General features: G+C 63.7%; 22 protein-coding genes and 1 pseudogene. 13 read left to right on the top strand and 10 right to left on the bottom strand.

All coding sequences use genetic code 11. From position 1 onward, the window contains the following. The 5 genes from IC66_RS0101785 to IC66_RS0101765 all read left to right on the top strand — a co-directional run. Positions 1 to 1054: DUF5691 domain-containing protein (locus IC66_RS0101785; RefSeq protein ID WP_038946471.1), on the top strand; the 1054-nt coding region annotated here is incomplete at its 5' end. Further along, entirely contained in the window at positions 1051 to 2127 is a 1077-nt protein-coding gene (locus IC66_RS0101780; RefSeq protein WP_038946470.1) for an ATP-binding protein, read from the top strand. The genes IC66_RS0101785 and IC66_RS0101780, both read left to right, overlap by 4 nt. A 16-nt stretch (positions 2128 to 2143) precedes the next feature. After that, a complete protein-coding gene (locus IC66_RS0101775) occupies positions 2144 to 4369 on the top strand; it encodes a DUF5682 family protein (RefSeq protein ID WP_038946469.1) in 2226 nt (741 codons plus the stop codon). Then, positions 4366 to 5547, top strand: coding sequence for a VWA domain-containing protein (locus IC66_RS0101770; protein ID WP_038946468.1), 1182 nt, complete (start codon positions 4366 to 4368; stop codon positions 5545 to 5547). Before IC66_RS0101775 ends, IC66_RS0101770 begins: the two co-directional genes overlap by 4 nt. Before the next feature lie 63 nt (positions 5548 to 5610). Beyond that, positions 5611 to 6483, top strand: a complete 873-nt coding sequence (locus tag IC66_RS0101765) for a bifunctional helix-turn-helix transcriptional regulator/GNAT family N-acetyltransferase (protein WP_038946467.1) — start codon at positions 5611 to 5613, stop codon at positions 6481 to 6483. Positions 6484 to 6498: 15 nt separating this feature from the next. On the opposite strand, the gene IC66_RS0101760 is transcribed toward IC66_RS0101765, so the two are convergent. Next, positions 6499 to 7224 carry an SDR family oxidoreductase gene (locus tag IC66_RS0101760; protein ID WP_028145085.1) on the bottom strand — a complete coding sequence of 242 codons (726 nt, stop codon included), beginning with the start codon at positions 7222 to 7224 and terminating at the stop codon, positions 6499 to 6501. Between the two features lie 105 nt (positions 7225 to 7329). On the opposite strand from IC66_RS0101760, the gene IC66_RS0101755 reads away from it, so the two are divergent. Both IC66_RS0101755 and IC66_RS0101750 read left to right on the top strand, forming a co-directional pair. Continuing rightward, a complete protein-coding gene (locus IC66_RS0101755) occupies positions 7330 to 8220 on the top strand; it encodes a LysR family transcriptional regulator (RefSeq protein ID WP_038946466.1) in 891 nt (296 codons plus the stop codon). A 16-nt stretch (positions 8221 to 8236) separates the two neighbouring features. Beyond that, entirely contained in the window at positions 8237 to 8623 is a 387-nt protein-coding gene (locus tag IC66_RS0101750; RefSeq protein ID WP_038946465.1) for an ester cyclase, read from the top strand. 21 nt (positions 8624 to 8644) lie between these two features. On the opposite strand, the gene IC66_RS0101745 is transcribed toward IC66_RS0101750, so the two are convergent. Both IC66_RS0101745 and IC66_RS0101740 read right to left on the bottom strand, forming a co-directional pair. Then, complete coding sequence (locus IC66_RS0101745) at positions 8645 to 9865, bottom strand: MFS transporter (protein ID WP_038946464.1); 1221 nt, start codon at positions 9863 to 9865, stop codon at positions 8645 to 8647. A 308-nt stretch (positions 9866 to 10173) separates the two neighbouring features. Next, on the bottom strand, positions 10174 to 10752 hold the full coding sequence (locus IC66_RS0101740; protein WP_038946463.1) for a hypothetical protein: 579 nt from the start codon (positions 10750 to 10752) through the stop codon (positions 10174 to 10176). A 15-nt stretch (positions 10753 to 10767) separates the two neighbouring features. On the opposite strand from IC66_RS0101740, the gene IC66_RS0101735 reads away from it, so the two are divergent. Together IC66_RS0101735 and IC66_RS43090 are read left to right on the top strand one after the other, a co-directional pair. Continuing rightward, positions 10768 to 13344: a patatin-like phospholipase family protein gene (locus IC66_RS0101735; protein ID WP_244429072.1), complete on the top strand. Its 2577-nt coding sequence runs from the start codon at positions 10768 to 10770 to the stop codon at positions 13342 to 13344. 3 nt (positions 13345 to 13347) lie between these two features. After that, positions 13348 to 13482 (top strand): annotated as a pseudogene (locus IC66_RS43090) (peptide deformylase); the annotation flags it as partial. Between the two features lie 57 nt (positions 13483 to 13539). Here the strand turns inward: IC66_RS43090 and IC66_RS0101725 are convergent. The 3 genes from IC66_RS0101725 to IC66_RS0101715 all read right to left on the bottom strand — a co-directional run bounded on the left by IC66_RS0101725 (position 13540) and on the right by IC66_RS0101715 (position 18112). Then, positions 13540 to 14418 (bottom strand): AraC family transcriptional regulator, encoded by an 879-nt coding sequence (locus tag IC66_RS0101725; protein ID WP_038946460.1) that lies wholly within the window; start codon positions 14416 to 14418, stop codon positions 13540 to 13542. A 180-nt stretch (positions 14419 to 14598) separates the two neighbouring features. Beyond that, a complete protein-coding gene (locus tag IC66_RS0101720; protein WP_038946459.1) occupies positions 14599 to 15855 on the bottom strand; it encodes a serine hydrolase domain-containing protein in 1257 nt (418 codons plus the stop codon). Positions 15856 to 15973: 118 nt separating this feature from the next. Further along, the gene (locus tag IC66_RS0101715) at positions 15974 to 18112 is read right to left on the bottom strand and encodes a TonB-dependent siderophore receptor (RefSeq protein ID WP_049801664.1); all 2139 of its coding nucleotides are present in this window, start codon (positions 18110 to 18112) and stop codon (positions 15974 to 15976) included. A 389-nt stretch (positions 18113 to 18501) separates the two neighbouring features. Here IC66_RS0101715 and IC66_RS0101710 point away from each other — a divergent pair, with 389 nt between their 5' ends. After that, the gene (locus IC66_RS0101710) at positions 18502 to 18852 is read left to right on the top strand and encodes an AraC family ligand binding domain-containing protein (RefSeq protein WP_028145095.1); all 351 of its coding nucleotides are present in this window, start codon (positions 18502 to 18504) and stop codon (positions 18850 to 18852) included. Between the two features lie 24 nt (positions 18853 to 18876). On the opposite strand, the gene IC66_RS0101705 is transcribed toward IC66_RS0101710, so the two are convergent. Further along, positions 18877 to 19239 carry an ArsR/SmtB family transcription factor gene (locus IC66_RS0101705; RefSeq protein ID WP_038946457.1) on the bottom strand — a complete coding sequence of 121 codons (363 nt, stop codon included), beginning with the start codon at positions 19237 to 19239 and terminating at the stop codon, positions 18877 to 18879. Then, the gene (locus IC66_RS0101700) at positions 19239 to 19901 is read right to left on the bottom strand and encodes an SRPBCC family protein (protein ID WP_018317656.1); all 663 of its coding nucleotides are present in this window, start codon (positions 19899 to 19901) and stop codon (positions 19239 to 19241) included. Before IC66_RS0101700 ends, IC66_RS0101705 begins: the two co-directional genes overlap by 1 nt. Before the next feature lie 324 nt (positions 19902 to 20225). Between IC66_RS0101700 and IC66_RS0101695 the strand changes: the two genes are divergently transcribed. Continuing rightward, positions 20226 to 20546, top strand: coding sequence for a hypothetical protein (locus IC66_RS0101695; protein ID WP_244429071.1), 321 nt, complete (start codon positions 20226 to 20228; stop codon positions 20544 to 20546). Positions 20547 to 20581: 35 nt separating this feature from the next. Here the strand turns inward: IC66_RS0101695 and IC66_RS0101690 are convergent, their stop codons facing one another. Together IC66_RS0101690 and guaA are read right to left on the bottom strand one after the other, a co-directional pair. Next, on the bottom strand, positions 20582 to 21481 hold the full coding sequence (locus IC66_RS0101690) for an HNH endonuclease (protein ID WP_038946454.1): 900 nt from the start codon (positions 21479 to 21481) through the stop codon (positions 20582 to 20584). Positions 21482 to 21532: 51 nt separating this feature from the next. Beyond that, on the bottom strand, positions 21533 to 23131 hold the full coding sequence (gene guaA / locus IC66_RS0101685) for a glutamine-hydrolyzing GMP synthase (RefSeq protein WP_028145099.1): 1599 nt from the start codon (positions 23129 to 23131) through the stop codon (positions 21533 to 21535). A gap of 149 nt (positions 23132 to 23280) precedes the next feature. Here guaA and IC66_RS0101680 point away from each other — a divergent pair, with 149 nt between their 5' ends. Together IC66_RS0101680 and IC66_RS0101675 are read left to right on the top strand one after the other, a co-directional pair. Next, positions 23281 to 23652: a nuclear transport factor 2 family protein gene (locus IC66_RS0101680; protein ID WP_038946453.1), complete on the top strand. Its 372-nt coding sequence runs from the start codon at positions 23281 to 23283 to the stop codon at positions 23650 to 23652. A gap of 153 nt (positions 23653 to 23805) precedes the next feature. Then, positions 23806 to 24138: a DHCW motif cupin fold protein gene (locus tag IC66_RS0101675; protein ID WP_028145101.1), complete on the top strand. Its 333-nt coding sequence runs from the start codon at positions 23806 to 23808 to the stop codon at positions 24136 to 24138. Positions 24139 to 24220: the final 82 nt, after the last annotated feature.

The raw sequence follows: 24220 nt of genomic DNA, 5'->3' as shown, positions 1-24220 counted from the left end.
GGCAGCCGACGATGACGACCCGCCGGACGTCTATGCCAGCTGGCGCGACTGGGCGACGATTGCGGACTCCGACGGCGCCGCCCGGCAAACCAACGACAGCCTCACGGCCGAGAACTGGGACGATTTCTGGCCCGCTGCGCGCAAGGCGGCACTGACCGAACTCAGGCGGCGCGACCCGTCCGCCGCACGCGCGGTGCTCGAGGCCAAGCTCGCGAGCGAGACTGCCGACGCACGTTTGCGCCTGCTGTTGCTGCTGTCGGAGCGGCTTTCCGACGACGACATCCCTTTTCTCGAACGCATCGCGGCCGACGATCGCGCCCCCAAGGTCAAGGCGCTTGCGGCCTCGCTGCTCGCGCGTCTTGGCCGAGGCCCTGCGGCCGGCGAGGACGTCGCCGAACTTGCCGGCTTCTTTTCGGTCAAGACCAAGGGGCTGCTACGCCGCTCGCGCGTGGTCCAGGCCGAACCACTCAAGACGCCGGCGCAAGTGCAACGCCGCAAGGCGCTGTTCGACGGCGCCGACCTCGCCTCGTTTTCCTCAGCGCTGGGGCTTGCGCCGCAGGAGCTGATCGCCGCCTGGGACTGGAACCTGGACCACGCCGCCGACATGTCATTGATCAACCTGATCGTCGCGACCGGGACGGATGCGCTGGTCGCGCAAGCGGCGGATGCCGTCGGTGAACGTGATGCCACTGGCCTCGTTGCCGCGCTCGCGCCACGCCTTGCGCCCGCCGAACGCACAGGGCATGCCGAGGCGGCGCTGCGCACCCACGGCATCAGCTTCGAACTGGCCCGACAACTCGCAGGCGCAGCGGCACGGCTGGACGATCCGCTCTCCGCGCCCGCCGGCAAGACCCTGCTCGCCGCGCTTCATCGCGATGACGCGAGGCCCGGCGATCAGGTCCCGGAGCTTCACGCGCTCGGCCTTCTCGCCTCGCGAGACGGCGCGCGACAATCACTGCAACGACTGACGGCTGCGGGCCTCCTGCAAGGAGACCCGCGCCTCGACATGCTGCGGCTCAACGCCGCGTTGGACGACAATGGAGCGAAACCATGAGCGAGAAACTGCGCTTGCCCGCCGAGGACAGCTATGCCGCCGAATTGAAGGCGCTTGCCGCGGGCGACGGGCATCGTCCGCCGGGCTGGGCGCTCTCGCCGCGGCAAGTGGTGACTTACCTGATGGGCGGAAAGGCTGCCGACGGGAGCGTGATCACGCCGAAATATGTCGGAGACAAGCGGCTGATCGAGACCGCCGTTGCAACCCTTGCGACCGATCGCGCATTATTGCTGCTGGGCGTGCCCGGCACCGCCAAATCGTGGGTCTCCGAGCACCTCGCCGCGGGCATCACCGGCGACTCCACACTCGTGATCCAGTGCACGGCCGGGACCGACGAGAACCAGATCCGCTACGGCTGGAACTATGCCCAATTGCTCGCGCACGGGCCGAGCCGCGAAGCGCTGGTCCCTACGCCGCTGATGCGTGCGATGGAGGGCGGCAAGCTCTGCCGTTTCGAGGAACTGACGCGGATGGGCAGCGATGTGCAGGACACGCTGATCACGGTGCTGTCGGAAAAGATGATGCCGGTTCCTGAGCTCAACACTGCCGTCTATGCCCAGCGCGGCTTCAACATCATCGCCACCGCCAACAACCGCGACAAGGGCGTCAACGAATTGTCGTCCGCGCTCAAGCGCCGCTTCAACGTCGTCGTGCTGCCCCTGCCCGACAGCGCCGAGGAGGAAGTGGCGATCATCGTCAAGCGTGTCGGCGAGATGGCTGAGAATCTCGATTTGCCGGCACCGAAGAACGTCGCCGACGAGGTCGCGCGCGTCGTTTCGATCTTCCGTGAGCTGCGCTCGGGCTCGACCGAGGACGGCAAGATCGCGCTGAAGTCGCCCTCGGGCGGGCTGTCGACAGCCGAAGCGATCGCGGTGATGATCGGCGGCATCAGCCAGGCGACCTTCTTCAACGACGGCAAGCTGACGCCGGAAACACTCGCCAGCAACATGATCGGCGCCGTCGTGAAGGATCCGGTGCAGGATACGGCCGTGCTCGGCGAGTATCTCGAGACCGTGCTGAAGAAGCGGCGTGGCTTCGAAGGCTACTATGCTTCGCTGACCGACCGGATCTGACAGCGCGGCGCGAGCGATGGCAGACCAGGTCTCCCTCTTCGGCATCCGGCATCACGGTCCCGGCTCCGCGCGGCGGCTGGTGGAAGCGCTCGACGCGCTGAAGCCGGTCGCGGTGCTGATCGAGGGCCCGGCGGATGCATCGGAGCTACTACCCATGCTCGCCGATCCCGACATGGTGACGCCGGTGGCGCTGCTCACCTACGCCGAGGACAATCCGGCCAACGCCAGCTTCTTCCCCTTCGCCGACTATTCGCCGGAATACCAGGCCGCACGCTGGGCGGTGCGCCACGGCGCGACCCTGCGCTTCATCGACCTGCCGGCATCGGACCGGCTGGGTGCCACCGACGGCGACATTGCGGAGGAGATTGCTGCAAGGGCGGAGGCCGATCCAGTCAGCCACGACCCGATCGGGGCGCTCGCCACCGCCGCAGGCTATGACGACGGCGAGTCCTGGTGGTCCGACGTCATCGAGGAAAACCCTGCAACGGGCCCGATCTTCGCCGCCGTTGCCGATGCGATGACGGCGCTGCGCGCAGACGAGAAATCGCTATCGGCCCGCGAGGCCGCGCGCGAGGCGCATATGCGGATCGAGATCGCGAAGGCGGCAAAGGACCACGATGGCGCCATCGCGGTCGTCTGCGGCGCCTGGCACGTGCCGGCACTCGCCGAGCGTCGCAGCCTTGCTGCGGATCGCGAATTGCTCAAGGGCCGGCCGAAGACGAAGATCAAGGCGACCTGGGCGCCCTGGACCGCGCCGCGTCTGGCGCGCGCGAGCGGCTATGGCGCGGGCGTGGTGGCGCCGGGATGGTGCGCTCATGTCTGGGACACGCGCGAGCGCGATCGTGCCGCGGAGTGGCTTGCCAAGGCGACCCGCGTGCTGCGCGATCGCGGCCATTTCGTCTCGACCGCCTCGGTCATCGAGGCGCAGCGGCTGGGCACGGCGCTTGCGGCGCTGCGCGGCCGCCCCGCGCCGGGTTTCGCGGAGCTGCGCGAGGCGGCGATCGCCTGCCTCTGCAACGGCGAACGCGCCATGTGGGACGACATTTCGGCCGAGCTGCTGATCGGCGCAGGTGTCGGCGCGATTCCAGCGACAACACCGCTCGCGCCGCTGCTCGAAGATCTCCAGCGGCAGCAGAAGGCGACGCGGCTCAAGCCGGAGGCGCTCGATCGGCCGCTGACGCTCGATCTGCGCAGCGAAAGCGGGCTGATGCGCTCCACGCTGCTGCACCGGCTGAACGCGCTCGACGTGCCCTGGGGACGGCTGACCGATGCGGGCCGCAGCCGCGGTACGTTTCGCGAGAACTGGCAGTTGCGCTGGGAGCCGGAATTCGCAGTCAGGCTCGTGGAGAATCTGCTCCACGGTTCGACCATCGCCGAGGCTGCCGGCGGACGCCTGATCGAAGCGATGAGCAAGGAAGCCGAGCTGGCTCCGCTCGCGACGCTGGTGCGCAACGCCATGATCGCCGACCTGTCCCGTGCCACCGCGTTCGGCATCGCGGCGCTGGAGACCAAGGCGGCGCTGACCAGCGACGGACAGTCTCTGCTTGGTGCGTTGCCGCCGATGGCCGACATCCTGCGCTATGGCGAGGCGCGCGCCGGCACGGTCGAGCATCTGGCGGCGCTGATGCCGCGCATCGTGGTGCAGGCCGCACTCGCTTTGCCCTATGCCGCGCGCAATCTGGATGGACCCGCGGCGGCCAAGCTGCGCGGCGCGCTGCTCGCAGCCGACGCCGCGATCCAGCTTGCCCAGATCGAGCCCGAAATCGTCGCCAGCTGGCGCGATGCGCTGAGCGCGCTGCTGAACGATGATCAGGCGACCCGGTTGATCGCCGGCACCGCGGCCCGGCTGCTCTACGAGGCCGAGCTCTTGACCGCCGATCACGCGGCAGACCTGCTGACGCGGATGCTCTCGCCCGGCACACCCGTGGCGGAAGCCGCCGGCTTCTTTGAAGGCTTCTTCGAGGGCGCCGGCCAGCGGCTGATCCACGATGCAACGCTGCGCGGCGCCGTCGACGCCTGGTTGATGACGCTGGACGAGGATGCCTTCACCGCGAGCCTGCCGCTGTTCCGCCGCGTCTTCTCGGCGCTGGACCGAACCGAGCGCAGGCGATTGATGGACGCGCTGTTCGCGCGCAGCACCGATGCCGCCAAAGGGTATCGGCTGCTCGCCGGCGCAGGCGAGATCTGGCCCGCGCATCAGGCCCGCGTGCTCGAACTTCTCACCTCGGGAGCTGCGCGATGAGCGAAGCCGATGAACGCAGCCGCCGCTGGACGCTCGCCCTCGGCGTCGACGCGGAAGGCGCCGAGAACGGCCCCGCCCTGTCCGCCAGCGATCGCCGCATGTCCGAGGCGCTGACGGCGCTCTATGGCGACGGCGACGAGGCGCCGAGGAAGGGCCGCGGCGGGCTCGGCGGCTCGGCGCCGCGCGTCGCAAAATGGCTCGGCGACATCAGGGAGTTCTTCCCCGCGCCCGTGGTGCAGGTGGTCCAGAAAGATGCCTTCGAGCGCAAGGGCCTGCGCCAGATGCTGCTCGAGCCTGAATTCCTTGCGACCGTCGAGGCGGATGTGAGCCTGATCGCCGATCTCGTCGCACTGCGCGGCGTGATGCCGGAGAAGACCAAGGACACCGCCCGCATCGTCATCGCCAAGGTGGTGGCCGAGCTGATGGAACGGCTCGAGCGGCGCACCGCGGACGCGGTCCGCGGCGCCTTGAACCGCTCGCTGCGCACCCATCGCCCGCGCTTTGCCGACATCGACTGGCCGCGCACCATCAAGGCCAATCTGCGCCACTACCAGGCCGAGCACCGCACCGTGGTGCCCGAACGGCTGATCGGCTTCCTGCGCCAGCAGCGTCGCATCGTCGATCTCGAAGAGGTTACTCTGTGCGTCGACCAGTCGGGGTCGATGGCAACCTCCGTCGTCTATGCCTCGATCTTTGCGGCGGTGATGGCCTCGCTGCCGGTGGTCACAACCAAGCTCATCTGTTTCGACACCGCGATCGTCGACCTGACCGAAGAGCTCGCCGATCCCGTCGAGGTGCTGTTCGGCGTCCAGCTCGGCGGCGGCACCGACATCAACCGCGCCGTCGCCTATTGCGAGGAACGCATCGAACGGCCGGCGAAAGCGCATCTGATCCTGATCACCGACCTCTATGAGGGCGGCGATGCGGACGCGCTGGTCGACCGGCTGGCGCGGCTCGCGACGCGCGGCATCAACGTGATCGTCCTGCTGGCGCTGACCGACACCGGCCACCCCTCTTATAATCCCGCGCTGTCTGCGAAGGTCGCAAGTCTCGGCATTCCCGTGTTCGCCTGCACGCCGGATCAGTTCCCGGATCTGATGGCAACCGCCCTGAAGCGCGAGGATGTTGCCGGATGGGCCGCCGACCAGGACATCAAGCTGATCCGCCCGGAAACCTAGCATCCAGCCCGATCAGCTCCCGCCCGATTGACAGACCACGATATCTGACTAAAGTCAGACATCGTGCTCGACCCCGTTTCCCGCGTTCGTCGTTTCAACCGTGCCGTCACCTCCGCCGTCGGCGCGCTCGATACCTCTTTTCTTGGGCGCGGCCGCCCGCTCGGCGCGGCGCGCGTGCTCAATGCGATCGGGCACGGGCGTTCGGACGTGGCCGATATCCGCGACTATCTCGGCCTCGATTCCGGTTTGATGAGCCGGCTGCTGCGCAGCCTGGAAGAGGACGGCCTGGTCGAGACCGCCGCGCATGAGGACGATGCCCGCCGCCGGGTCGCGACATTGACGCGTGCGGGCCGGCGCGAGTTCGCAGCCTATGAGGCGCTGTCGAACACGCAGGCCGAGGGCTTGCTCGCGCAGCATTCGCAGGCCGAGACGATGCTGGCGGCGATGGACCTGATCGCGTCCGCATTGACGCGCGAGCGTGTTGCGCTGGAGGAGATGGATCCGCAAAGCGAGCAAGCGCGTTACTGCCTCGGCGAGTATTATGCCGAGCTCGGCCGCCGCTTCAAGCAGGGCTTCGACGTTTCGCTGTCGCGCGACCCCGACGCCAAGGACATGCGCCGCCCGCGCGGCAGCTTCATCGTCGCGATGTCGGACACGCTGCCGATCGGCTGCGTCGGCCTGAAGGGAACCGATCACGGCTATGCCGAGATCAAGCGGCTGTGGGTCGCGCCCGCCGCGCGCGGATTGCGGCTCGGCCGGCGCCTGATGGACGGGGCCGAGAGCGCCGCACGCGAACTCGGCATCACGCTGCTGCGGCTCGACACCAACAGCGCGCTGCCCGAAGCCGGCCAGCTCTACCGCACAACGGGCTGGCGCGAGATCCCACGCTACAATGACGATCCCTACCCGGACCTGTTTTTCGAGAAGCGCATCTGATGCGGATGGGTATCGTCACCTCGTCCGCGTCGGCCGCACGACGATCTCGTTGACGTCGACGTCATCGGGCTGCTCGATGGCGAAGCGCACCGCGCGGGCGATGGCGTCTGGCTGAAGCGCAATCGCCCGATACGCCTTCATCGCCTCGGCGGCCACGGGATCGGTGATAGTGCCGGCAAGCTCGCTTTCGACCACGCCGGGATGGATGCAGGTGACGCGGATATTGTCGTGCTCCTGGCGCAGGCCATCCGAGATCGCCCGCACCGCATATTTCGTGGCGCAGTAGACGGCTGCCGTCGGCGACACGCTCAGCGCGCCGATCGAGGCGATGTTGACGATCTGGCCGGACCCGCGCGCCACCATCTCCGGCAGCACGGCGGCGATGCCGTAGAGCACGCCCTTGATGTTGACGTCGACCATCCGGTCCCACTCCTCGACCTTGAGCGAGGCCATCAGCGACAGCGGCATCACGCCGGCATTGTTGACGATGACGTCGACGCGGCCCCAGACCCCGCGCGCTGCGTCGGCAAAGGCGGCAACGCTGGCGCGGTCGGTGACGTCGAGTGGATGCGCGAGCACCGTTCCGCCCCGCCCGTTCAACTCGGCCGCAAGCGCATTCAGACGGTCGGTGCGCCGCGCGCCGAGCAGAATCTTCGCGCCGGCCGCGGCCAGCTCGCGGGCAATGCCGGCGCCGATACCGCTGGAGGCGCCGGTGATGAGAATGACTTTGTCGATTGGCATGAGGGTTCTTCCCGTTGCTTTCGGAGTGATTGCGGGAAGATGGACCGGCGCCATCGCTGTGATAAGACGACGATCCCTAACCACACTGACAAGCTACGCTAACCGATGGAACCAGACCTCAACGCCCTCGCCGTCTTTGCGCTGGTCGCCGAAGAGCGGAATTTCCGCGCCGCCGCCGACCGTCTCGGCGTAACCCGCTCGGCGGTGAGCCAGACAATCCGGCGGCTGGAGGAAACGCTCGGCATCGCGCTGGTCCAGCGCACCACCCGCAGCGTCAGCCTGACCGAAGCCGGCGAGCGGCTGCATGCGGAGGTCGCGCCTGCGATCGCGGACATGCGCGCCGCGCTCGACGGCACCGAGGCACTACGTGGGCGGCCGCGCGGTTTGCTACGCCTCGCCGTCTCCTCGATCGCCGAGCATTTTCTCTCGGGGCGCTTTCTTGCGGACTTCGCCGACGCGAACCCGGAGGTGCAGCTCGACATCACCGTGACGGATGCGGAATTCGACATCGTCGCCGCCGGCTATGACGCCGGCGTCCGCCTTGGCGAGGTCATCGAGCAGGACATGATTGCGGTGCCGATCGCCGGAGAGGAACGCCAGCTCGCCGTCTGCGCGCCGAATTTCCGCGACCGCTTCGGCGTGCCCTCGCATCCGTCCGAGCTTGCGTCCTTTCGCTGTATCGGCTGGCGTCCGGCGCCGAACGTTGTCCCCTATCGTTGGGAGTTTGCCGACGGCGGCAAAGAATTCAGCGTCGCGGTCGCGCCCGAGATCACGACCAACGACATGGCGCTGATGATCAAGCTGGCGGTGGCCGGAGCCGGCATCACCTTCGGCATGGAGGCGAGCTTTCGCCCCGCGATCGCGCGCGGCGAGCTGGTGCCGATCCTGGAGGACTATTGCCCCTGCTTCGCCGGATTCTATCTCTACTACCCGAGCCGCCGCAACGTCGCACCGAAGCTGCGCGCGCTGATCGAGCATCTGCCGCGGCGCGCGTGAACCGGAAGGAGCCGGTATGGAGAAAGAAGAGCTCGCCGGCATCTACCGTGCCTACATCGCCTGCCTGAACCGGCAGGATTGGCCGGCGCTCGGCCAGTTCGTGCATGATGAGGTCGCCCGCAATGCCCGTCCGCTCGGCCTGTCCGGCTACCGCGCGATGCTGGAGCAGGATTTTCGGGAGATACCCGACCTGCAATTCCACATCGAGATGCTCATCATCGATCCACCGCGCATCGCGGCACGACTGAAGTTCGATTGCACGCCGGTCGGGACGTTCCTTGGGCTTGCCGTCAACGGAAGGCGCGTGTCGTTTTGCGAGAACGTGTTCTACGAATTCGGCAACGACAAGATCCGGCAGGTCTGGTCGGTGATCGACAAGACCGCGATCGAGGCGCAGCTCTGACCTTGCGCCTCGATGTCGAACCTACGCCGCCGCCGGCGCCACCTCGCCTTGCGGCTTCGCAAACGGCCTGAAATTCATCGCCATCAGGAAGGCACCCAAGCCCATCGCCCAGGAAGCGATGTAGAGCCAGGCGTAGCTGGAGAAGGCGTCGTAGATCAGGCCGCCGGCGAGCGGGCCCGTCGCCATGCCGAGGCTGCCGGCCATCGCCGTGCCGCCGATCACCGTGCCCATCATCCGCAGCGGAAAGTTCTCGCGTATCAGCACGGCGTAGAGCGGCATGGTGCCGGCATAGATGAAGCCGAACACCGCGCCGACGGCGTAGAAGGTCGCGAGCTGATGGGCGAAGACGTAGGCGAGCGCGCCGAACGCCTGGAGCAGCAGCCCTGAGACCAGCACGCGCTTGGCCCCGAAACGGTCGCCCATCAGGCCGAAGGCGATGCGCCCGCCGAGACCGGCAAAACCCTCGATGCTGTAGATCGTCACCGCCGCGACCAGCGGGATGCCGCAGCTCACGGCATAGCTGACGGTGTGGATGATTGGACCGGAATGGGTGGCGCAGCAGAAGAAATTGGTCGCGAGCAGGATGAGGAATTGCGGCGAGCGCAGCGCCTCGCCCATCGACATCTCGCTCTGCGCGGCCCCCTCGCCCGTTGGTACGACCGCCGCATTGGCGAGCGCTGGCGGGCGGCGCACCAGGAACGAGACTGGGATCATGATGGCGCCGACGACGAGCGCGATGATCTGCATCGAGGTGCGCCAGTCATGGTTCGAGACGAGCCAGGCCGCGAGCGGCGCCATCGTCATCGGCGCCACGCCCATGCCGGCCGACACCAGCGACACGGCAAGGCTGCGATGGGTATCGACCCAGCCAGTCACGGTCGCCATCATCGGCGCGAAGATCGCCGCACAGGAGGCGCCGACCAGAAGGCCGAACACGAGCTGGAACACGATCAGGGAGGTCGCATGGCTCGCCGTGAACAGGCTGAGCGCCAGTACCGTCGATCCCGTCAGCACCACCGGCAGCGGCCCGAACCGGTCGGACAGTGTGCCCCAGACCATGCTGGTGCAGGCCATCGCCAGAAAGCCGATCGTCATCGCGCTGGAGATGCCGGCCACGGCCCAGCCGGTGTCCTTGGCGATCGGCTGCAGGAACACCGGCAGCGAAAACATGCCGCCGATCGCGACGCAGCCGAGCAGGCCGCCGGCGGCGACGATCACCCAGCGATAGTTGGAAGAAGTCATTTCGGTCTCCCGTCAGGTCTGTCTCACGTGGAAGACGAATGGGAACTGCGCCGGCCGACATGGCTCACCTCATTTTTGCCGCACGGGTTCGTGACCAGCCAACAAAAAAGTCGAAAACAACCCCATGCACAGTAGCCGGGCGCTGCCGGATCAAGGACTTACGAGGCCTGCGATTTGCGGAATGACGCGCGATTTGACCTGTCAGGCAAAACACCGGCACGATGGCATCATCCCGCCGAACTTGATCTCATCACCATCGAACGTCTGCCACCGACAGACGACAAGATGCGTTGCCGGAGGCGCCCGTCTCACAGCGCCGCGCCACGGCGCCACGTGCCGACGGTGAGCCAGACCGCCGAGACCAGGAAGTACAGCGCGCCGACCGCAGCGTAGCCCGCGACGTTCGCGATCGACGGGATTGCGGGCATCGTAGCCTGAAAGATGAAGAAGCCGCCCGCCAGCGCCGACTGGCCTCCGCTGAGCACCATGGCCCATTGCGCGCCGTAGCTCCTCCAGCGTCGGACCGCCGTTCCGAGTTGAAGCAATCCGGCAAGGATCGCCCACGCGCCGAAGATCCCGAGCACCCAGTTCATGCTCACCCGCAAGGCCAGGATGACCGCGATGGTGGTCGCCAGGCTGACCAGCACGTTCAGTGCCTGGGTGCGGTTCTGGTTCAATCCGCCGCTGCAGAGCGCGTCAAGATAGTTCGCCGCGGCGTCCCATGCCGGATAGGCGATCAGCAACATTGCCGCGATCATCGCAGATGACGGCGCGATGGCGAAGGCCGCAATGACCCAGGCGAGGGAAAACGCGGCGCGTAGGAAATAGTATTGCTTCAGCCATTGCGCGCGGTCGAACGTATCCGAAGTCATCTCAAGATTTCTCATGTGGGAGCGCCTAGATTGGGTACATCGACTTCCAATGGCACCTGGCGGGATCGTCTCGTTGGATTCAGCGACAATTCAAGCGCTATCGTAGATCCGGCGTTCTTAGACCGATTTGGCGATTGGACTTGGAGCCCGTCTGATGCCGACAAATTTGCTGCGCACGCCTTCCATGTTGAACTCATCTCGCGCGTAGCTACCCAACCGTTGGGCTATTCTAGCGGTGTAGAGCAGCGCGCATTGTCGAGTGTCTTCGAACTCTTTGGAATTGCCAGGGCACTGACGCAAAGAGAGCCAGACTGTCAGACTTTTGAAGTTGTCGTGTGGCACGTCCTGAACACTTACGTCAGACCATTCACAGCAAAATGGCACGCCAGAAGCGCCGCCGGAGAACTGTCAGCTCTAGACAATAGCGACGTCTTCCGAGCCGAACTTCAGGCGCTGCAAATGCGGCTAATCTCGCTTGATAGGATATTAGACCTCATCCGAGATCGTAGGGGATTTCCGGCTTCCATTGCTAGTCGCGAGTTCGCCCAGACTATTCAGGGTGAAATGGCTCGTGGAGTCACATGGCGACCGATGGGGGAAACGCAGCAACCTGGCCGCTCTGAATTGAGCATGGAGGAGGAACACAGAGTTAAGGATCGAAGACAACACTATGAGATCGGCTCTAGGGAGTGGGCCGCGGGCCTGGCGCTTTCTGGCGGGGGTATCAGAAGCGCAACCTTTGCAATGGGTGTCATGGTTGCCCTCTCAAAGAGAGGCCTCCTTCAACAATTCGATTATCTTTCGACAGTCTCTGGTGGCGGTTATGCGGGTTCGCTCATAACTCAATTGCTTGGAGCAAACGATTCGAAAAGCAACTTGGGGCTTCGGAGGACCGAACTGCCTTTCAAGCGAAACGAAGGCGAGTCCGAAATTCTTCAGCGTTTCCGGCAAGGGGCAAACTATCTTTCGGCTCTCGCTTGGGAACGCTTCACGTTGGGCATAGCGCAGGCCCAGGGTATATTCATAAATCTCTTCATCGTCCTGTCATTTATCTCGATGATCGCTTTCGTCGACTACTTGTTTCGCTTTTTGATACCGGACTCAGCTTGGAACAAATTAGCTCTGTATTCTTCGATCGCACTTAGCGCGCTATTTCTTGGAATACCGCTTATCCGAGGTTGGCGAGGACGGGCCCTAGCGAGCGAAGCGCGTTGGATGGCCTCTGTTGGAGCGGCCCTTCTCGTCCCACCGGTGTGGGTCGCATTAGGTACCGTTCATAGTCTCTTTGAAGCCCTACTAACGATATTTGGCTCCGATCGACAACCTGCCATCGCACAGCTAATCGTGGCATGGACCGTTTTCGCTTCACTACTTGTTGTCGTTGCGGCAGCCTTTACCCGTATTGCACTTTCTCGACCGATCATTCTTTTTGCTTTCAGCGTTATCGCACTGACACTCGCAGAAGCCATCGCCTACCACCAGTTTCAGATTGCGGGCACCATTCTCGCCGCATGCTTCGTGTTCTTCATCGTCGCACTCGGGATAACGCTCTGCGCAGCATTGGACGTCAACTCTACATCGTTGCACAACTATTATCGTGCAAAATTGGCCCAAGCATTTCTCTTCAACGCAGATTGTCGTGAAGTACCGCCTATCAAGCTCAGTGCAATTGCTCACACTCCGACGCTCTTCCCGATCTTAAATTGCGCGCTCAACGTTCCCGGCTCAACAAACTCAAGAACGCGGGGACGCAATGCGGATGTGATGTCCTTTACGCCTGTATCTGCTGGCGCCGCACTCATTGGCCATTCGGCAACGGCCGATTGGGAGCAAGCAAATCCGTCGCTCGACCTGGCAACCGCGATGGCGCTATCGGGAGCCGCCATTTCCCCTCAGATGGGACTAAAAACGAGTCGCTATAGCAGCTTTTGGCTGACCGTCTTGAATTTGCGGTTGGGCGCCTGGTTGAAGAATCCGAAAGCAACGAACCAAACTGGACTGCGGCCAAATGGCAGGTATCTTCTTCAGGAACTCCTGGCGACGGCCGACGAAACCAAGCCGTATCTTCAAATCTCTGACGGGGGTCACATCGAAAATCTTGGCGTCTATGAACTGCTACGTCGTCGATGTCGTTTCATCGTTGCCGTTGACGGTGAACACGACGAAATGATGACGTTTCACGGCCTGACCAATCTGCAACGTCTCGCTTACATCGACTTCGGAATTACAATTGAAGCCAATCTTGACGATCTAAGATTAGGAAGCGAGGGCCTTAGTCGATCTCATTTCCGCTTCTGTCGCATTCGATATCCCCTTGAACAGCACGATCGGCAGGAGGAAATCGGGTACCTTATCTACCTCAAACTTTCGCTCACCGGGAACGAGGGAGAATTCATCCGGCGACTTAAGTTCGACGAGCCTTCATTTCCGCATCATACTACTGCTAACCAGTTTTTTACGGAGGTTCAGTTCGAAGCCTATCGCGCGTTGGGTGAACATGTGGGCGATAAAATGTTTCTTCCATCCCTCACTGCCGTTAGCGACGACTCATACATCGACATTGAGGTTTGGTTTTCTGGTCTAGGTAGCAGTTTCTTGGATCTCTAATGTTCTGCAAATTTGCGCGCCGTCTGCCATCAGCACGAGATCGACCAGCTCGACGGCATGTTCTGGATCCAGCGGCTGTCGCGGCTGAAGCGCGAGCGGCTGGTGAAGAAGTTCGAGAAGATGTCGCGGAATATGTAGGACGGGTTGGCCGCGACTGCGCTTCGCGCAGCCGCGGGCATAATCCACCTTAGGCAATCATTTCAGCGGCAAAAACAAATCCGCGACCGTCTCGTGCTCGGGCACTTCCGGGAAGAAGCTCAGCCGTTGGCAATAGATCGGGAAGTCGCGTGCCTCCTCGCCGCTGGCCGGAAGCCAGTCGCGATAGAGATAGAGCGCGGCGGGCTCCATATTGTCGGTGTAGCCGACGATTCGCAGCACGGCGCAGCGTCCGCCGGGGATCTCGCCGGCCTTGATCTCTTCGCCATTCGCCTCGATCGACTGCTCGGCGCCGACACAAAGGTCCACGCTGTAATCGGCAGGCGATGAAGGACGCCGCTCGGAACGCCAGACATTGAAAGTCGGACTTGTCCGGGGATGCAGGCCGGCTGTCTTGCGCCAGGCGATGAAGCGCTGGATGGTGGCGCCAAGCGTCGCCGGGTCGCCCCGATGCTCCATGATCGCCACTTTCGTGGTGGGCACATCGCGGATCGTCACGTCGTCACTGCTAAACGTCTTCATGAGCTTGTTCCTCGCGTTATCGAGAGGCCCGAAGGCCGCAAGCCACGGCTCCCAGTCGGGAGACTTCCGGAACGACGACGGCGATTGCCCGAACCGTTGCCGAAAGGCGCGGGCGAAGGCGTCAGGCGTAGCGTAACCGGCATCCATCGCGATGTCGGTGACGCCAAGGGCGTTACCGTAGGCCAGCTGATGTGAAGCGCGCTTCATGCGGGCCAACTGGACATAGCGATGCACTGACAACCCGAAGGTCGCGGTGAATTGCCGGTGGAAATGAAACTTCGAGAACGCGGCAATAGCGCTTAACCCGTCGAGGGCCAGATCATCGTCGAGATGCCGATCGATATGATCCAGCACCCGTCGCATCCGGTCCTGATAGTTTTGCAGCGCCGCCTTCATCGTCCCTCCTCCGTGGCGGCTCCATCTAGCCGCAGAAGGCCGTGACACGCTCGACCGATCTTGCGGTTTGAGAGGATATCGCGGCATTCGCCGGCCCGTAGGGCGGATTAGCGAAGCGTAATCCGCCATCTTGAACGAGCAGCGGCGGATTACGGCTTGCGGCTAATCCGCCCTACGCACCTATCCCGCCATCAGCGCCTTCGCCAGCGCCATGTAGGCCGGCAGCGTCACGGGATCGTTGGCGGCGTTGCCCGCGACGGGATGCGAGGCGTAGCGCGCGATCACCATCTCGGCCTTCGGATCGACATAGATGCCCTGGCCGTAGACGCCGCGCGCCATGTAGGCGCCGTGGGCGTTGTGGCTGACCCACCATTGGTTGCGGTAGGAGGCGCCGGGCAAGGTGGTGTAGCCGGCGGGCTTGAACTTTTCGGGGTCGCCGCCGCGCGCGATGTCCTCGACCACGGATGATGGCACGATCTGGCGACCGTTGAAGCGGCCATGGTTGCGCATGGTCTCGCCGAAGCGGGCAAGATCGCGCAGTGTCGTGGAAAGACCGCCACCGCCGCTCTCGGTGCCGATGCGGTCGACGTGATAATACGCGTCCTCCTCCGCACCCATGGGAATCCAGATGCGCTCCGACAGAAGATCGGACAGCGTCATGCCGCTGGCGCGCCTGATGATCCAGGCCAGCACGTCGGTGTTGACGGTCTTGTACGCAAAGACCTTGCCGTGCTCGCCCTGCTTCTTCTGCGCCATCAGGAAATCGAAAATGGTGGTCGGGCCGTCATAATCGGGCTCGATCGGCGCCATGCCGTTGGCGCGCCGCAATCCCCACACGGCGGAATTCTTGTCGGTGTAGACCTCGGTGTATGCGAGGCCCGTGGTCATATCCATGACCTCGTGCACACGCGCGTCCCCGAACGCGCTGGCCTTCAGCTCCGGCACGTAGTCCGTGACGGGCGCCTGCGGATCGATCTCGCCCTCGCTGACAAGGATGCCGGCGAGCACACCGGTGAACGACTTCGTCACCGACATCCCGATATGCGGCTTGTGCGGCTTCAACGCGCCGAAATAGCGCTCATAGATCAGCTTGCCCCGATGCAGCACGGCGATGCCGTCCGCATAGGTCTCCTCCAGCATCTTTGCGAAGGTCATGGGCCGGCCGTCCATCGTGGTCGAGGCGACCGCGCCGATGTCACGGTCCTCGCGCGGCAGCAGCGAGGCCGGCCCTGCCCCGCGCCAGACGTTCACCGTCGGCACCAGCTGCCGGACATTGCTCCACGCCCAGCGCAACTCGGGAAAGCTGCGGAACGAGCCGTCCTGGAAGGTGATGGTGCGATCCGGCGCCGGCGGAAAGCCCTTCATCCAGCCGAGGGTCTCGGGATCGGTCTCGGCGGCGGTTGCGGGCTGTTGGCTGGGGGCGATCGCGGTGGACATGCAGGCTGGCTCCGGAGAGGGCGATGCGGATGTCGTATCACGGCCGAACGTGACGGACATCCGACGTTTGCGCCGGGTCCCTGCGCGCCGATCGGATCGGCGGCAGCGCCAGCCCTGCTCACCACCGCGCTGTCGCGCTCCCCAGCACGGTCCGTCCCTGCGTGAACGCGCAGGTCCCACCATTGCAGATCGGAACGCGCTCATCCGACAGATTGCGCGCATTCAGACCCAAGCGCATGCCGCGATAGTCGTAATGCACGCCCGCATCAAACGCCGTGACGGCCGGATTCCTGATCGTATTGACCTCGTCCGCCCAGGTCTGCCCGATCCATCGCGCACCGGCACCGACGCCAAAGCCTGCAAGCAGGCCATTCTGCCAGGTGTAATCGAGGAAGATCGCCGCCTGCTGCAACGGCACGCCGATCGGCACCTTGCCGAGATCAAGGCCATTGCTGCGCGTCACGATGGCATCGGTATAGCTGTAGGACGCGACACCTTTGAGACCCTCGGCCAGCGACAGCACGGCCTCGAGCTCGGCGCCGCGCGAACGAACCTGACCGGTCTGCACCGAAAAAGTCGGAAAGGCCGGATCGATGGTCAACACGTTGTCCTTGGTGAGGTTGAACCAGGTCGCGGTGAAGTAACTGTTCCAGCCAAGCGGCTGATACTTGATACCGGCTTCAAACGATTCACCCGTCGTTGGCGCGAATGGTGTACCGCCGCGCTGGGGTGCCGTCGTGCCGGTTAGCGGCAGAAACGATGTCGCATAGTTCACATAGGGGGCAAGCCCCGACTCGAACAGATACAACAATCCGGCGCGGCCGGTGAACTTGCTTGGCTCGCTGTTGCTCGTCACACCCGTCAGGTCGTTGCGGTTCGAGAGCTCGGCAAAATCCTGCCGGCCGCCGACGGTCAGCCGCCAGCCGCCCCACGCCATCTGGTCTTGTGCGTAAAGCCCGACCTGGCCGAGCGTTTGGCTGTTGGTGCTCATGAGCCCCAGAGGCATCGTCGGCGCCGAACTGCCGTAAACCGGATTGGTCAGATCGAGCGACGGCGCCAAGCCGGCATAATAGTCCAGCGTCGTGCTTTGCCGGAAATAATCAACACCCGCGAGGACCGTATGCTTGATCGGACCGGTGGCCAGCTTGGCCTCGATCTGGTTGTCGACGTTGAACGTGTTCAGCCGCTCACGGAAGGTCGCCGCGTAGCGATTGAGGGTGCGGCCATCCGGCGACAAACCGAGCGCATCGACCATGTTGCCCTCGAACGACACATGTCCGAGCCGGACATGCTGCCGGAACGCCAATGCCTCGTTGAAGCGATGCTCGAGCCTGTAACCGACCGAGGCCTGCCACTGCGTGAGCGCGTCGAATGCGGGATCGCCGAGACGAATATTGGTGACCACGCCGGTCACCGGGTTGCGAAGGTAATACGGCCACATCGACGTCTTGCTGCGCTCGTACTCGGCCAGCACGGTCAGCGTCGTATCCTCGTTCAGCTTGGCGGTCACGCTCGGGGCGAAGAACACGCGGTCGTCCCACGTCCCGGGAATCTGCGTGCCGCTGTCGCGCACCAGCCCGGTGAAGCGATAGAGCAGCTTGTCGTTATCAAGGCTCGGTCCGCTGAAGTCGAAACGTCCCTGATAGCGATCGAAATTGCCGATATCGAGGCCAACCTCGTTGAGCCGCTTGTCGAGCGGCATCTTGCTCACATAGTTCACCATGCCACCGGCTTCATTGGCACCGTACAGCACGGACGACGGACCGCGCATCACCTCGATGCGCTCGGCGCCATAGGGCTCGTTGCGGAAATAGGCGAACGAGCCGTTGCCCTGCCGCAAGCCGTCCCGATAATTGCCGTACTGGTTGGCCGCAAAGCCCCGGATCAGAAACTGATCATAACGCGGGTCGAAGCCGTATGGCTGCGTCTGCACGCCGGCGGTGTAGGCCAACGCCTCGCCGACGGTTCGTGCGCCGGTGTCGCGGATCTGGTCCTGCGTCACGACCGAGACGGACTGCGGCGTCTCGATCAGCGGCGTATTCGTCTTGGTGCCGGTGGCGCTGCGCGTTGCGACGAAGCCCTGGACCGGACCCATCGCACTCTGAAGAGTCGTGGCCGACACCGGAGCTGCTGCAGCAATCTGCGCCTCCCTGCGCGGATTCGGCCGCCGCACCGATCGTCGCATCTCGCTTGCGGCACCGGGCCGCGCGGACTGCGCGCGGCGGGCCTGCTGCGGCTTTGGAGCATCGACCGTCACTGGCGGTAGCTGAGATTGAGCGTAACTCTTGCCGTCAAGTCCTGCATCCAACACGAACAAACTGCAGGTCGCGAGAAAACCATGCCTCACGGCATTCAAACTCAGCATTCCAATCCCCGGTGAGCAAAAAATCAGACGCGGACTTATGGGCACACGGAAACGAGGAAGCGAAATTGAATGGGTCTAAAGAATGTCGTCTCGTCGCGACTGTGGCATTGTTGCGACTCCGATCCCGTATGCGCAGCGTGCGACAATCTGGACATCGCACCCCTTGATGGATGGCGCTGCGAGCGCTGCGTCAAACCGCCCCGCGGCGATGTTGAACAAACACCGGCGTCAGGCGTCTACCGTTTCACCCTGTCAACTCAGGCGCGGAACGGAAGGATCCCATGAAGGTTCGCAAGTTTGCCGTGGCGGATGCGTCGTTCGAACGCTCGCCCGGGCAGGACGGAGATATTTTCGCAGGCAATGTGATCGACCGGCGCCACGGCGGCCCGATCACCATCGGATACGGCCGCTATGCGCCGAACCAGAGCCTCGATGAAAAGCTCGCCGTGGACGATGTCATGCTCGTGCTGGAGGGCAAGCTATCGGTGTCGAGTGAAGCCGGCACCGTCACGGCAGGCCCCGGCGAGATCATCTACATGCCCAAGGGCGAGAAGGTCACTATCCGCTCGCACGAGCAAGGCGCCGTCACGGCCTACGTCACCTATCCACATTGGCAGGAGGCGCATGAGTGAGACGTTTCGGGTCCGGCACGGCTCTCAGGCCCTCTTGCCGCTCCGCTTGGTCAGCGGCGCATTGCGCCGCTCCCGCTTGCCGCGCACGATTTCCGTCGCCAGCGCGTCGAGCTTCGGCTCCCAGAAAGTCCTGAACCGACCGACCCAGGCATCCACTGCCTGAAGTCCGGCCACGTCGACCGAGTAGAGGCGTCGTTGCGCTTGCGCCCGAACGGTCGCAAAGCCGCTCTCGCGCAGCACCTTCAGGTGCTGCGACACGGCGGCTTGCGTGATGCCGAACTCGGCGCCGATCGCCTCGACGACTTCCCCGGAGGCCATCTCTCCCGGGGTGAGCAGTTCGAGGATGCGTCGGCGCACGGGATCGGCGAGGACTTCGAAGACGTGCATCAGCTTCCTGTGCCGGGGTGCGCGATGTCAGGCGGCATCTCGCCGCGATAGAAGGCAATGGTACGGTCCGAGCGCTGCTTCGCCGAGGCCGCATCCACCCCGCTCGCGACATGCGCTGCGCGCCAATACTCACCGCTCCCGGTCATGAATTCCTTGCCCTCGGGCGAGCCCATCCACGCCTCGGCCGTCTCGTGGTCGACCGATGCCCCCGTCGCAACGTATCGCTCGAGCCCGGCAATGGCGAGGTCCCAACCGATGCCGACCGCACCCGGACCGAACTGATTCCAATGATCCTCGATGATCGCGCTGTGCTCGAGCGTCAAGCGCGCCTGGCTCCGTTCTGCCGCCAGCGTGACGTCGATCCAGCTCACCGCGCCTGCAAATTCCCACGTCGCCGCAAAATGAGTTGGCGGCGCACAGGCCGTGATGGTGCCGCCCGCATTGCCCTTGAGCTGATATCTTCCGCCGAGCTGGAGATCTCCCTCGACCGGCAGAAACCAGCGCGGGATGCGTTCCCTGCTCGTCACCGCATCCCAGAGATCGTCGACGCTGGTGTCGTAGAGCCGCGTCAAGGTGACCGCACTGGCCGCCTTCCCGTCCTTCTCAAAATTGCGCACCGAACGCGTGACAAGCCCCAACACCCTGGCAACGTCGATCTCCATCCCGGATCTCCCTTTGATTTCGGGAAGGAATATCGGCATAGGCTTATATAAGTCAATACTTATATTACGGCATGCGACCGTCACCTCGCCATCGAGCACGATGGGTTCCGCCGCACACTTTGAGCGCGCCTGACGTCGCGCGCTTCATCCTCGACCTCAAGGACTTCAACCGGCGCTGACGAGGCCAGGGCGCGCTTGCGCTGGCGTTACCTCAGTACCGATGCTACGAGGCTGCACGCACAGGATGAATCACGGACGCCCCCTCAAGAACGTCTCATTCTCAAACGGAATCCAGGAATGAATGTAACTGTCTCGATCGTCGTCGTGGCTGCCGAGCTTGTCGTCAGCGCGCTGAGTGCCTTCATCTCAATTGCCGCGCTTGGCTTTGCAGGAGAGGCCACCCGATCCAAGGACCTGACGGCCTTCGGCTGGATCCTCGGAGCTCTCTACATCATCGTCGCCCTGACGCCCCTCGTCGCAACCACATGGGTAGCCTACAGGCGGTTTGTTTCGGACAAGGCATTTCCGGTGCTCGAAATCGTCTCGTCGCCGTACCTGGTCCCGGTGGTGCTGTTGGTCGGCGCCGCGATCTTCTGTGTCGGGCTGCTGGCGCTTCAAAACGGCGCGGGGTTGGCGCCGCGGTAAGTGCCCATCCTACGCGTTGACCTCGCTCGCTTTCCCTATTGCTTGAAGCAATGTTCGCGATGCCATTTCAGGAAGTGCGGGTGTGGGCGATCTGATATTCGCCGCGGCGCAAGTGCGTGCCCCGTCTTATTGATGATTGATCGCGCGCCGTCCGGATCGTTTGTCTGGCGCGAGATCAATATCTTCAAATCGTCCGCCAGGCTAATGAGGCCGCGATCGAACATCCAATGCGCGGTACCACAAAGTGCGATGCCATTGCTAATGATGTCAGGTCCACGCGCCTCGACCGGTCGTATGTGAGCGGCTGCGACCTCGGCACGCCCCATTCCATTGATAAGCTTTAGCCCGGTGATGGCACAACGCTCATCGTAGGCGCGAAGCACGACGCGACGGAAGACTCGATCGCGCAAAATCCTAGATACCGTCACGCTAATACGCTCGCGCTGCTGTTCGAATCTGAACGGCACCGCCTCCTCGTTAAGGTCGAGTGGACGGACATCGTCATCGCGTCGCGGCAACAGCGGCGCATTCTCCGCCAAACCAAGTTCACATATTCTGTTGAAGTCGCCGGGGGAGATTGGACGGACTGCAGACTGAGCGCGTCCTGAAATTCGTCCCTGCTCATTCAGGACGCCGCGCTCTACGGGACCAGTTGGCCCGTTGAAGGGGACCGGATTGGCGAAATCGAGGTAACTTCCGGGTTCGATCATAGCCAAATACATTCCCGAAGTACCTGTGTCGGGAACAACCTGCTGAACCCGCGCAATCGCAAAGTAGCCCCGCGTCTCAGCGACCTTGCTCGGTTCGTAGTAGATTATCCAATCACCGACGCAGGCTTCAACGCGGCGAAGATACTGGCTGGGAAATTGATATTGTTCAGCGGGGCTGTCATCGTAGATCGAGTCCGATCGATGGATGAATACCCCAAATCCCATGATCTAAGCGACGCCGCCTCCCCGAAGCGCTTGAGATTGAATAGGCACCCCCTACTCCCACTCAATCGTCCCAGGCGGCTTGCTGGTCACGTCGTAAACCACCCTATTCACGCCCTTCACCTCGTTGATGATGCGCGTGGCGGTCTCGCCCAGGAACTTCATGTCGAACTGGTAGAAGTCCGCGGTCATGCCGTCGGTTGAGGTGACGGCGCGCAGGCCCACGACGTAGTCGTAGGTGCGGCCGTCGCCCATGACGCCCACCGTCTTCACGGGGAGCAGCACGGCGAAGGCCTGCCAGATCTCGTCGTAGAGACCGTGCTTGCGGATCTGGTCGATGTAGACGGCGTCCGCCTTGCGCAGGATGTCGAGCTTGTCGCGGGTAATGTCGCCAGGGCAGCGGATGGCAAGGCCCGGGCCCGGGAACGGATGGCGGCCGACGAAGATCTCGGGCAGGCCGAGTTCGCGGCCGAGCTTGCGCACCTCGTCCTTGAACAGCTCGCGCAGCGGCTCGACGAGCTTCATGTTCATGCGCTCGGGCAGGCCGCCGACATTGTGGTGCGACTTGATCGTCACCGAGGGGCCGCCGGTGAAGGAGACGCTCTCGATCACGTCGGGGTAGAGCGTGCCTTGCGCCAGGAAGTCGGCGCCGCCGATCTTCTTGGCCTCCTGCTCGAACACCTCGATGAAGAGGCGGCCGATGGTCTTGCGCTTGGTTTCGGGATCGGTGACGCCTTCGAGCTCGCCGAGGAACTGCTTGGACGCATCCACGTGCACGAGCGGGATGTTGTAGTGGTGGCGGAACAGGTCGACCACGGTCTTGGCCTCGTCGAGGCGGAGCAGGCCGTGATCGACGAACACGCACGTCAGCTGCTCGCCGATGGCTTCGTGGATCAGCACGGCCGCCACGGCGGAATCGACGCCGCCGGAGAGGCCGCAGATCACCTTGCCCTTGCCGACCTGGGCGCGGATTTTTGCGATCTCCTCCTCGCGGAAGGCGCGCATGGTCCAGTCGCCGGTGAGCCCTGCGATCTTGCGCACGAAGTTGCGGATCAGTTTCGCGCCGTCGGGCGTGTGCACCACTTCGGGGTGGAACATCAGGCCGTAATATTTGCGCGTCTCGTCCTGGATGATCGCGAACGGCGCGTTCGGCGAGGTGCCGGCAACGGAGAAGCCCGGCGGCATCTTGGTGATGCGGTCGCCATGGCTCATCCAGACCTGGTTCTTGCCGCCCGACGACCAGACGTCCTCGAACAGCTTGCTCGGCGCCTTCACCTCGACGTCGGCGCGGCCGAATTCGCGGTGATGGCCACCCTCGACCTCGCCCCCGAGCTGGGCCGCCATGGTCATCTGGCCGTAGCAGATGCCCATCACGGGCACGCCGGAATCGAAGATCGCTTGCGGGGCGCGGGGCGAGCCGGCCTCGTGCACCGATTCAGGACCGCCCGAGAGGATCACCGCCTTTGGCTTCATCTCGTTGAAGGCGGCTTCGGCCTTGTTGAACGGGACGATCTCGCAATAGACGCCGTCCTCGCGCACGCGACGCGCGATCAGCTGCGTCACCTGGCTGCCGAAGTCGACGATGAGAATCTTGTCGTGCGCCGAGGCCACCGAGGGCGTCGACGCGGAGCGGTCGTTCTGTGCTGCTGTCATGGCCAGCAGATACGCGACGGGGGCTTTTCCCGCAACCGCGCGGGCCGCGCGCCCACATCCTTCTTTGGGCATGGACAAGGTGGATATAGGTAAGTATCATTGACCTAATATGCCCCGCTCTTCAGACAGGGCCGATCAGGGAGAACGCCATGCCGCAGGATCATCAGCCGTCAACGCTTGCCGAGTTCGGCCGGACCTGGGTCGAGGCCTGGAACGCGCGCGATCTCGAACGCGTGCTCGCGCTCTATGACGAGGCCGCCGTGATGACCTCGGACCGCATTCCGGCCCTGGGGTTCGATGCCAGCGGAACGTTGCGCGGCAAGGACGCCTTGCGGGCGTATTGGGGCAAGGCGCTTGGGCTGCTGCCGGAGCTGCATTTTTCGCTGATCGAGCTGTTCGTCAGCCCCGATAGCGTCGTGGTGTTCTACGCGAACGAGCGCGGCAAGAAGATCTGCGAATATTTGCGGGTGAATGATGCGGGGCTGATCGTGCAGGGCTCGGCGAACCATTTGGTGCACTAGTCTATCCCCGTAAATTGCGAGCGCAGCGAAGCAATCCAGAATCTTTCCGCGGATACATTCCTGGATTGCTTCGTCGCAAGGGCTCCTCGCAATGACGAAGTTTGTTGCTAATAGCGAGCCAAGCAGCATCGCCCCCAATTCAGGACCTCCCTCATGAAGCTTCCCACCTCCCCGTTCACCGTCACCGACTGGAGCAAGGTCAGCCCGACCACACACCCCGGCGAGCATGGCGAGGCCATTTGGCGCACGCTCAACATCGGCGACCTCCGGGTGCGGATGGTCGAGTATTCGCCGGGCTATTTGGCCGACCATTGGTGCGATCGCGGCCACGTGCTCTACGTGCTCAAGGGCGAGCTCGACAGCGAGCTGCGCGACGGGCGCAAATTCAAGCTCACGGCCGGGATGAGCTACCAGGTCTCGGACTACGGCGACGCCGCGCACCGGTCCTCGACCGCGACCGGAGCGACCCTTTTCATCGTGGACTGAGATCCGCCGGGCGGTTAATTTGCACCGCAAAATAGCAAAGTCGCGCGACGTGCCGAGCCACGGGTGGTGCCTTGAACTGGCC

The sequence above is a fragment of the Bradyrhizobium genomosp. III genome (assembly GCF_000261705.1).
Lineage (GTDB): Bacteria > Pseudomonadota > Alphaproteobacteria > Rhizobiales > Xanthobacteraceae > Bradyrhizobium > Bradyrhizobium ottawaense.
Note: the sequence above shows the minus strand (reverse complement) of the source record. Positions and strands in the feature narration are given on the sequence as shown.

Coding starts and splice junctions, on each gene's coding strand:
- IC66_RS0101740 (WP_038946463.1), bottom strand. CDS start 10,752: ATGAGAAATCTTGAGATGACTTCGGATACGTTCGACCGCGCGCAATGG.
- IC66_RS0101775 (WP_038946469.1), top strand. CDS start 2,144: ATGGCAGACCAGGTCTCCCTCTTCGGCATCCGGCATCACGGTCCCGGC.
- IC66_RS0101755 (WP_038946466.1), top strand. CDS start 7,330: ATGGAACCAGACCTCAACGCCCTCGCCGTCTTTGCGCTGGTCGCCGAA.
- IC66_RS0101690 (WP_038946454.1), bottom strand. CDS start 21,481: ATGGGATTTGGGGTATTCATCCATCGATCGGACTCGATCTACGATGAC.
- IC66_RS0101760 (WP_028145085.1), bottom strand. CDS start 7,224: ATGCCAATCGACAAAGTCATTCTCATCACCGGCGCCTCCAGCGGTATC.
- IC66_RS0101770 (WP_038946468.1), top strand. CDS start 4,366: ATGAGCGAAGCCGATGAACGCAGCCGCCGCTGGACGCTCGCCCTCGGC.
- IC66_RS0101680 (WP_038946453.1), top strand. CDS start 23,281: ATGCCGCAGGATCATCAGCCGTCAACGCTTGCCGAGTTCGGCCGGACC.
- IC66_RS0101705 (WP_038946457.1), bottom strand. CDS start 19,239: ATGCACGTCTTCGAAGTCCTCGCCGATCCCGTGCGCCGACGCATCCTC.
- IC66_RS0101675 (WP_028145101.1), top strand. CDS start 23,806: ATGAAGCTTCCCACCTCCCCGTTCACCGTCACCGACTGGAGCAAGGTC.
- IC66_RS0101780 (WP_038946470.1), top strand. CDS start 1,051: ATGAGCGAGAAACTGCGCTTGCCCGCCGAGGACAGCTATGCCGCCGAA.
- IC66_RS0101720 (WP_038946459.1), bottom strand. CDS start 15,855: ATGTCCACCGCGATCGCCCCCAGCCAACAGCCCGCAACCGCCGCCGAG.
- IC66_RS0101710 (WP_028145095.1), top strand. CDS start 18,502: ATGAAGGTTCGCAAGTTTGCCGTGGCGGATGCGTCGTTCGAACGCTCG.
- IC66_RS0101725 (WP_038946460.1), bottom strand. CDS start 14,418: ATGAAGGCGGCGCTGCAAAACTATCAGGACCGGATGCGACGGGTGCTG.
- IC66_RS0101745 (WP_038946464.1), bottom strand. CDS start 9,865: ATGACTTCTTCCAACTATCGCTGGGTGATCGTCGCCGCCGGCGGCCTG.
- IC66_RS0101700 (WP_018317656.1), bottom strand. CDS start 19,901: ATGGAGATCGACGTTGCCAGGGTGTTGGGGCTTGTCACGCGTTCGGTG.
- guaA (WP_028145099.1), bottom strand. CDS start 23,131: ATGACAGCAGCACAGAACGACCGCTCCGCGTCGACGCCCTCGGTGGCC.
- IC66_RS0101750 (WP_038946465.1), top strand. CDS start 8,237: ATGGAGAAAGAAGAGCTCGCCGGCATCTACCGTGCCTACATCGCCTGC.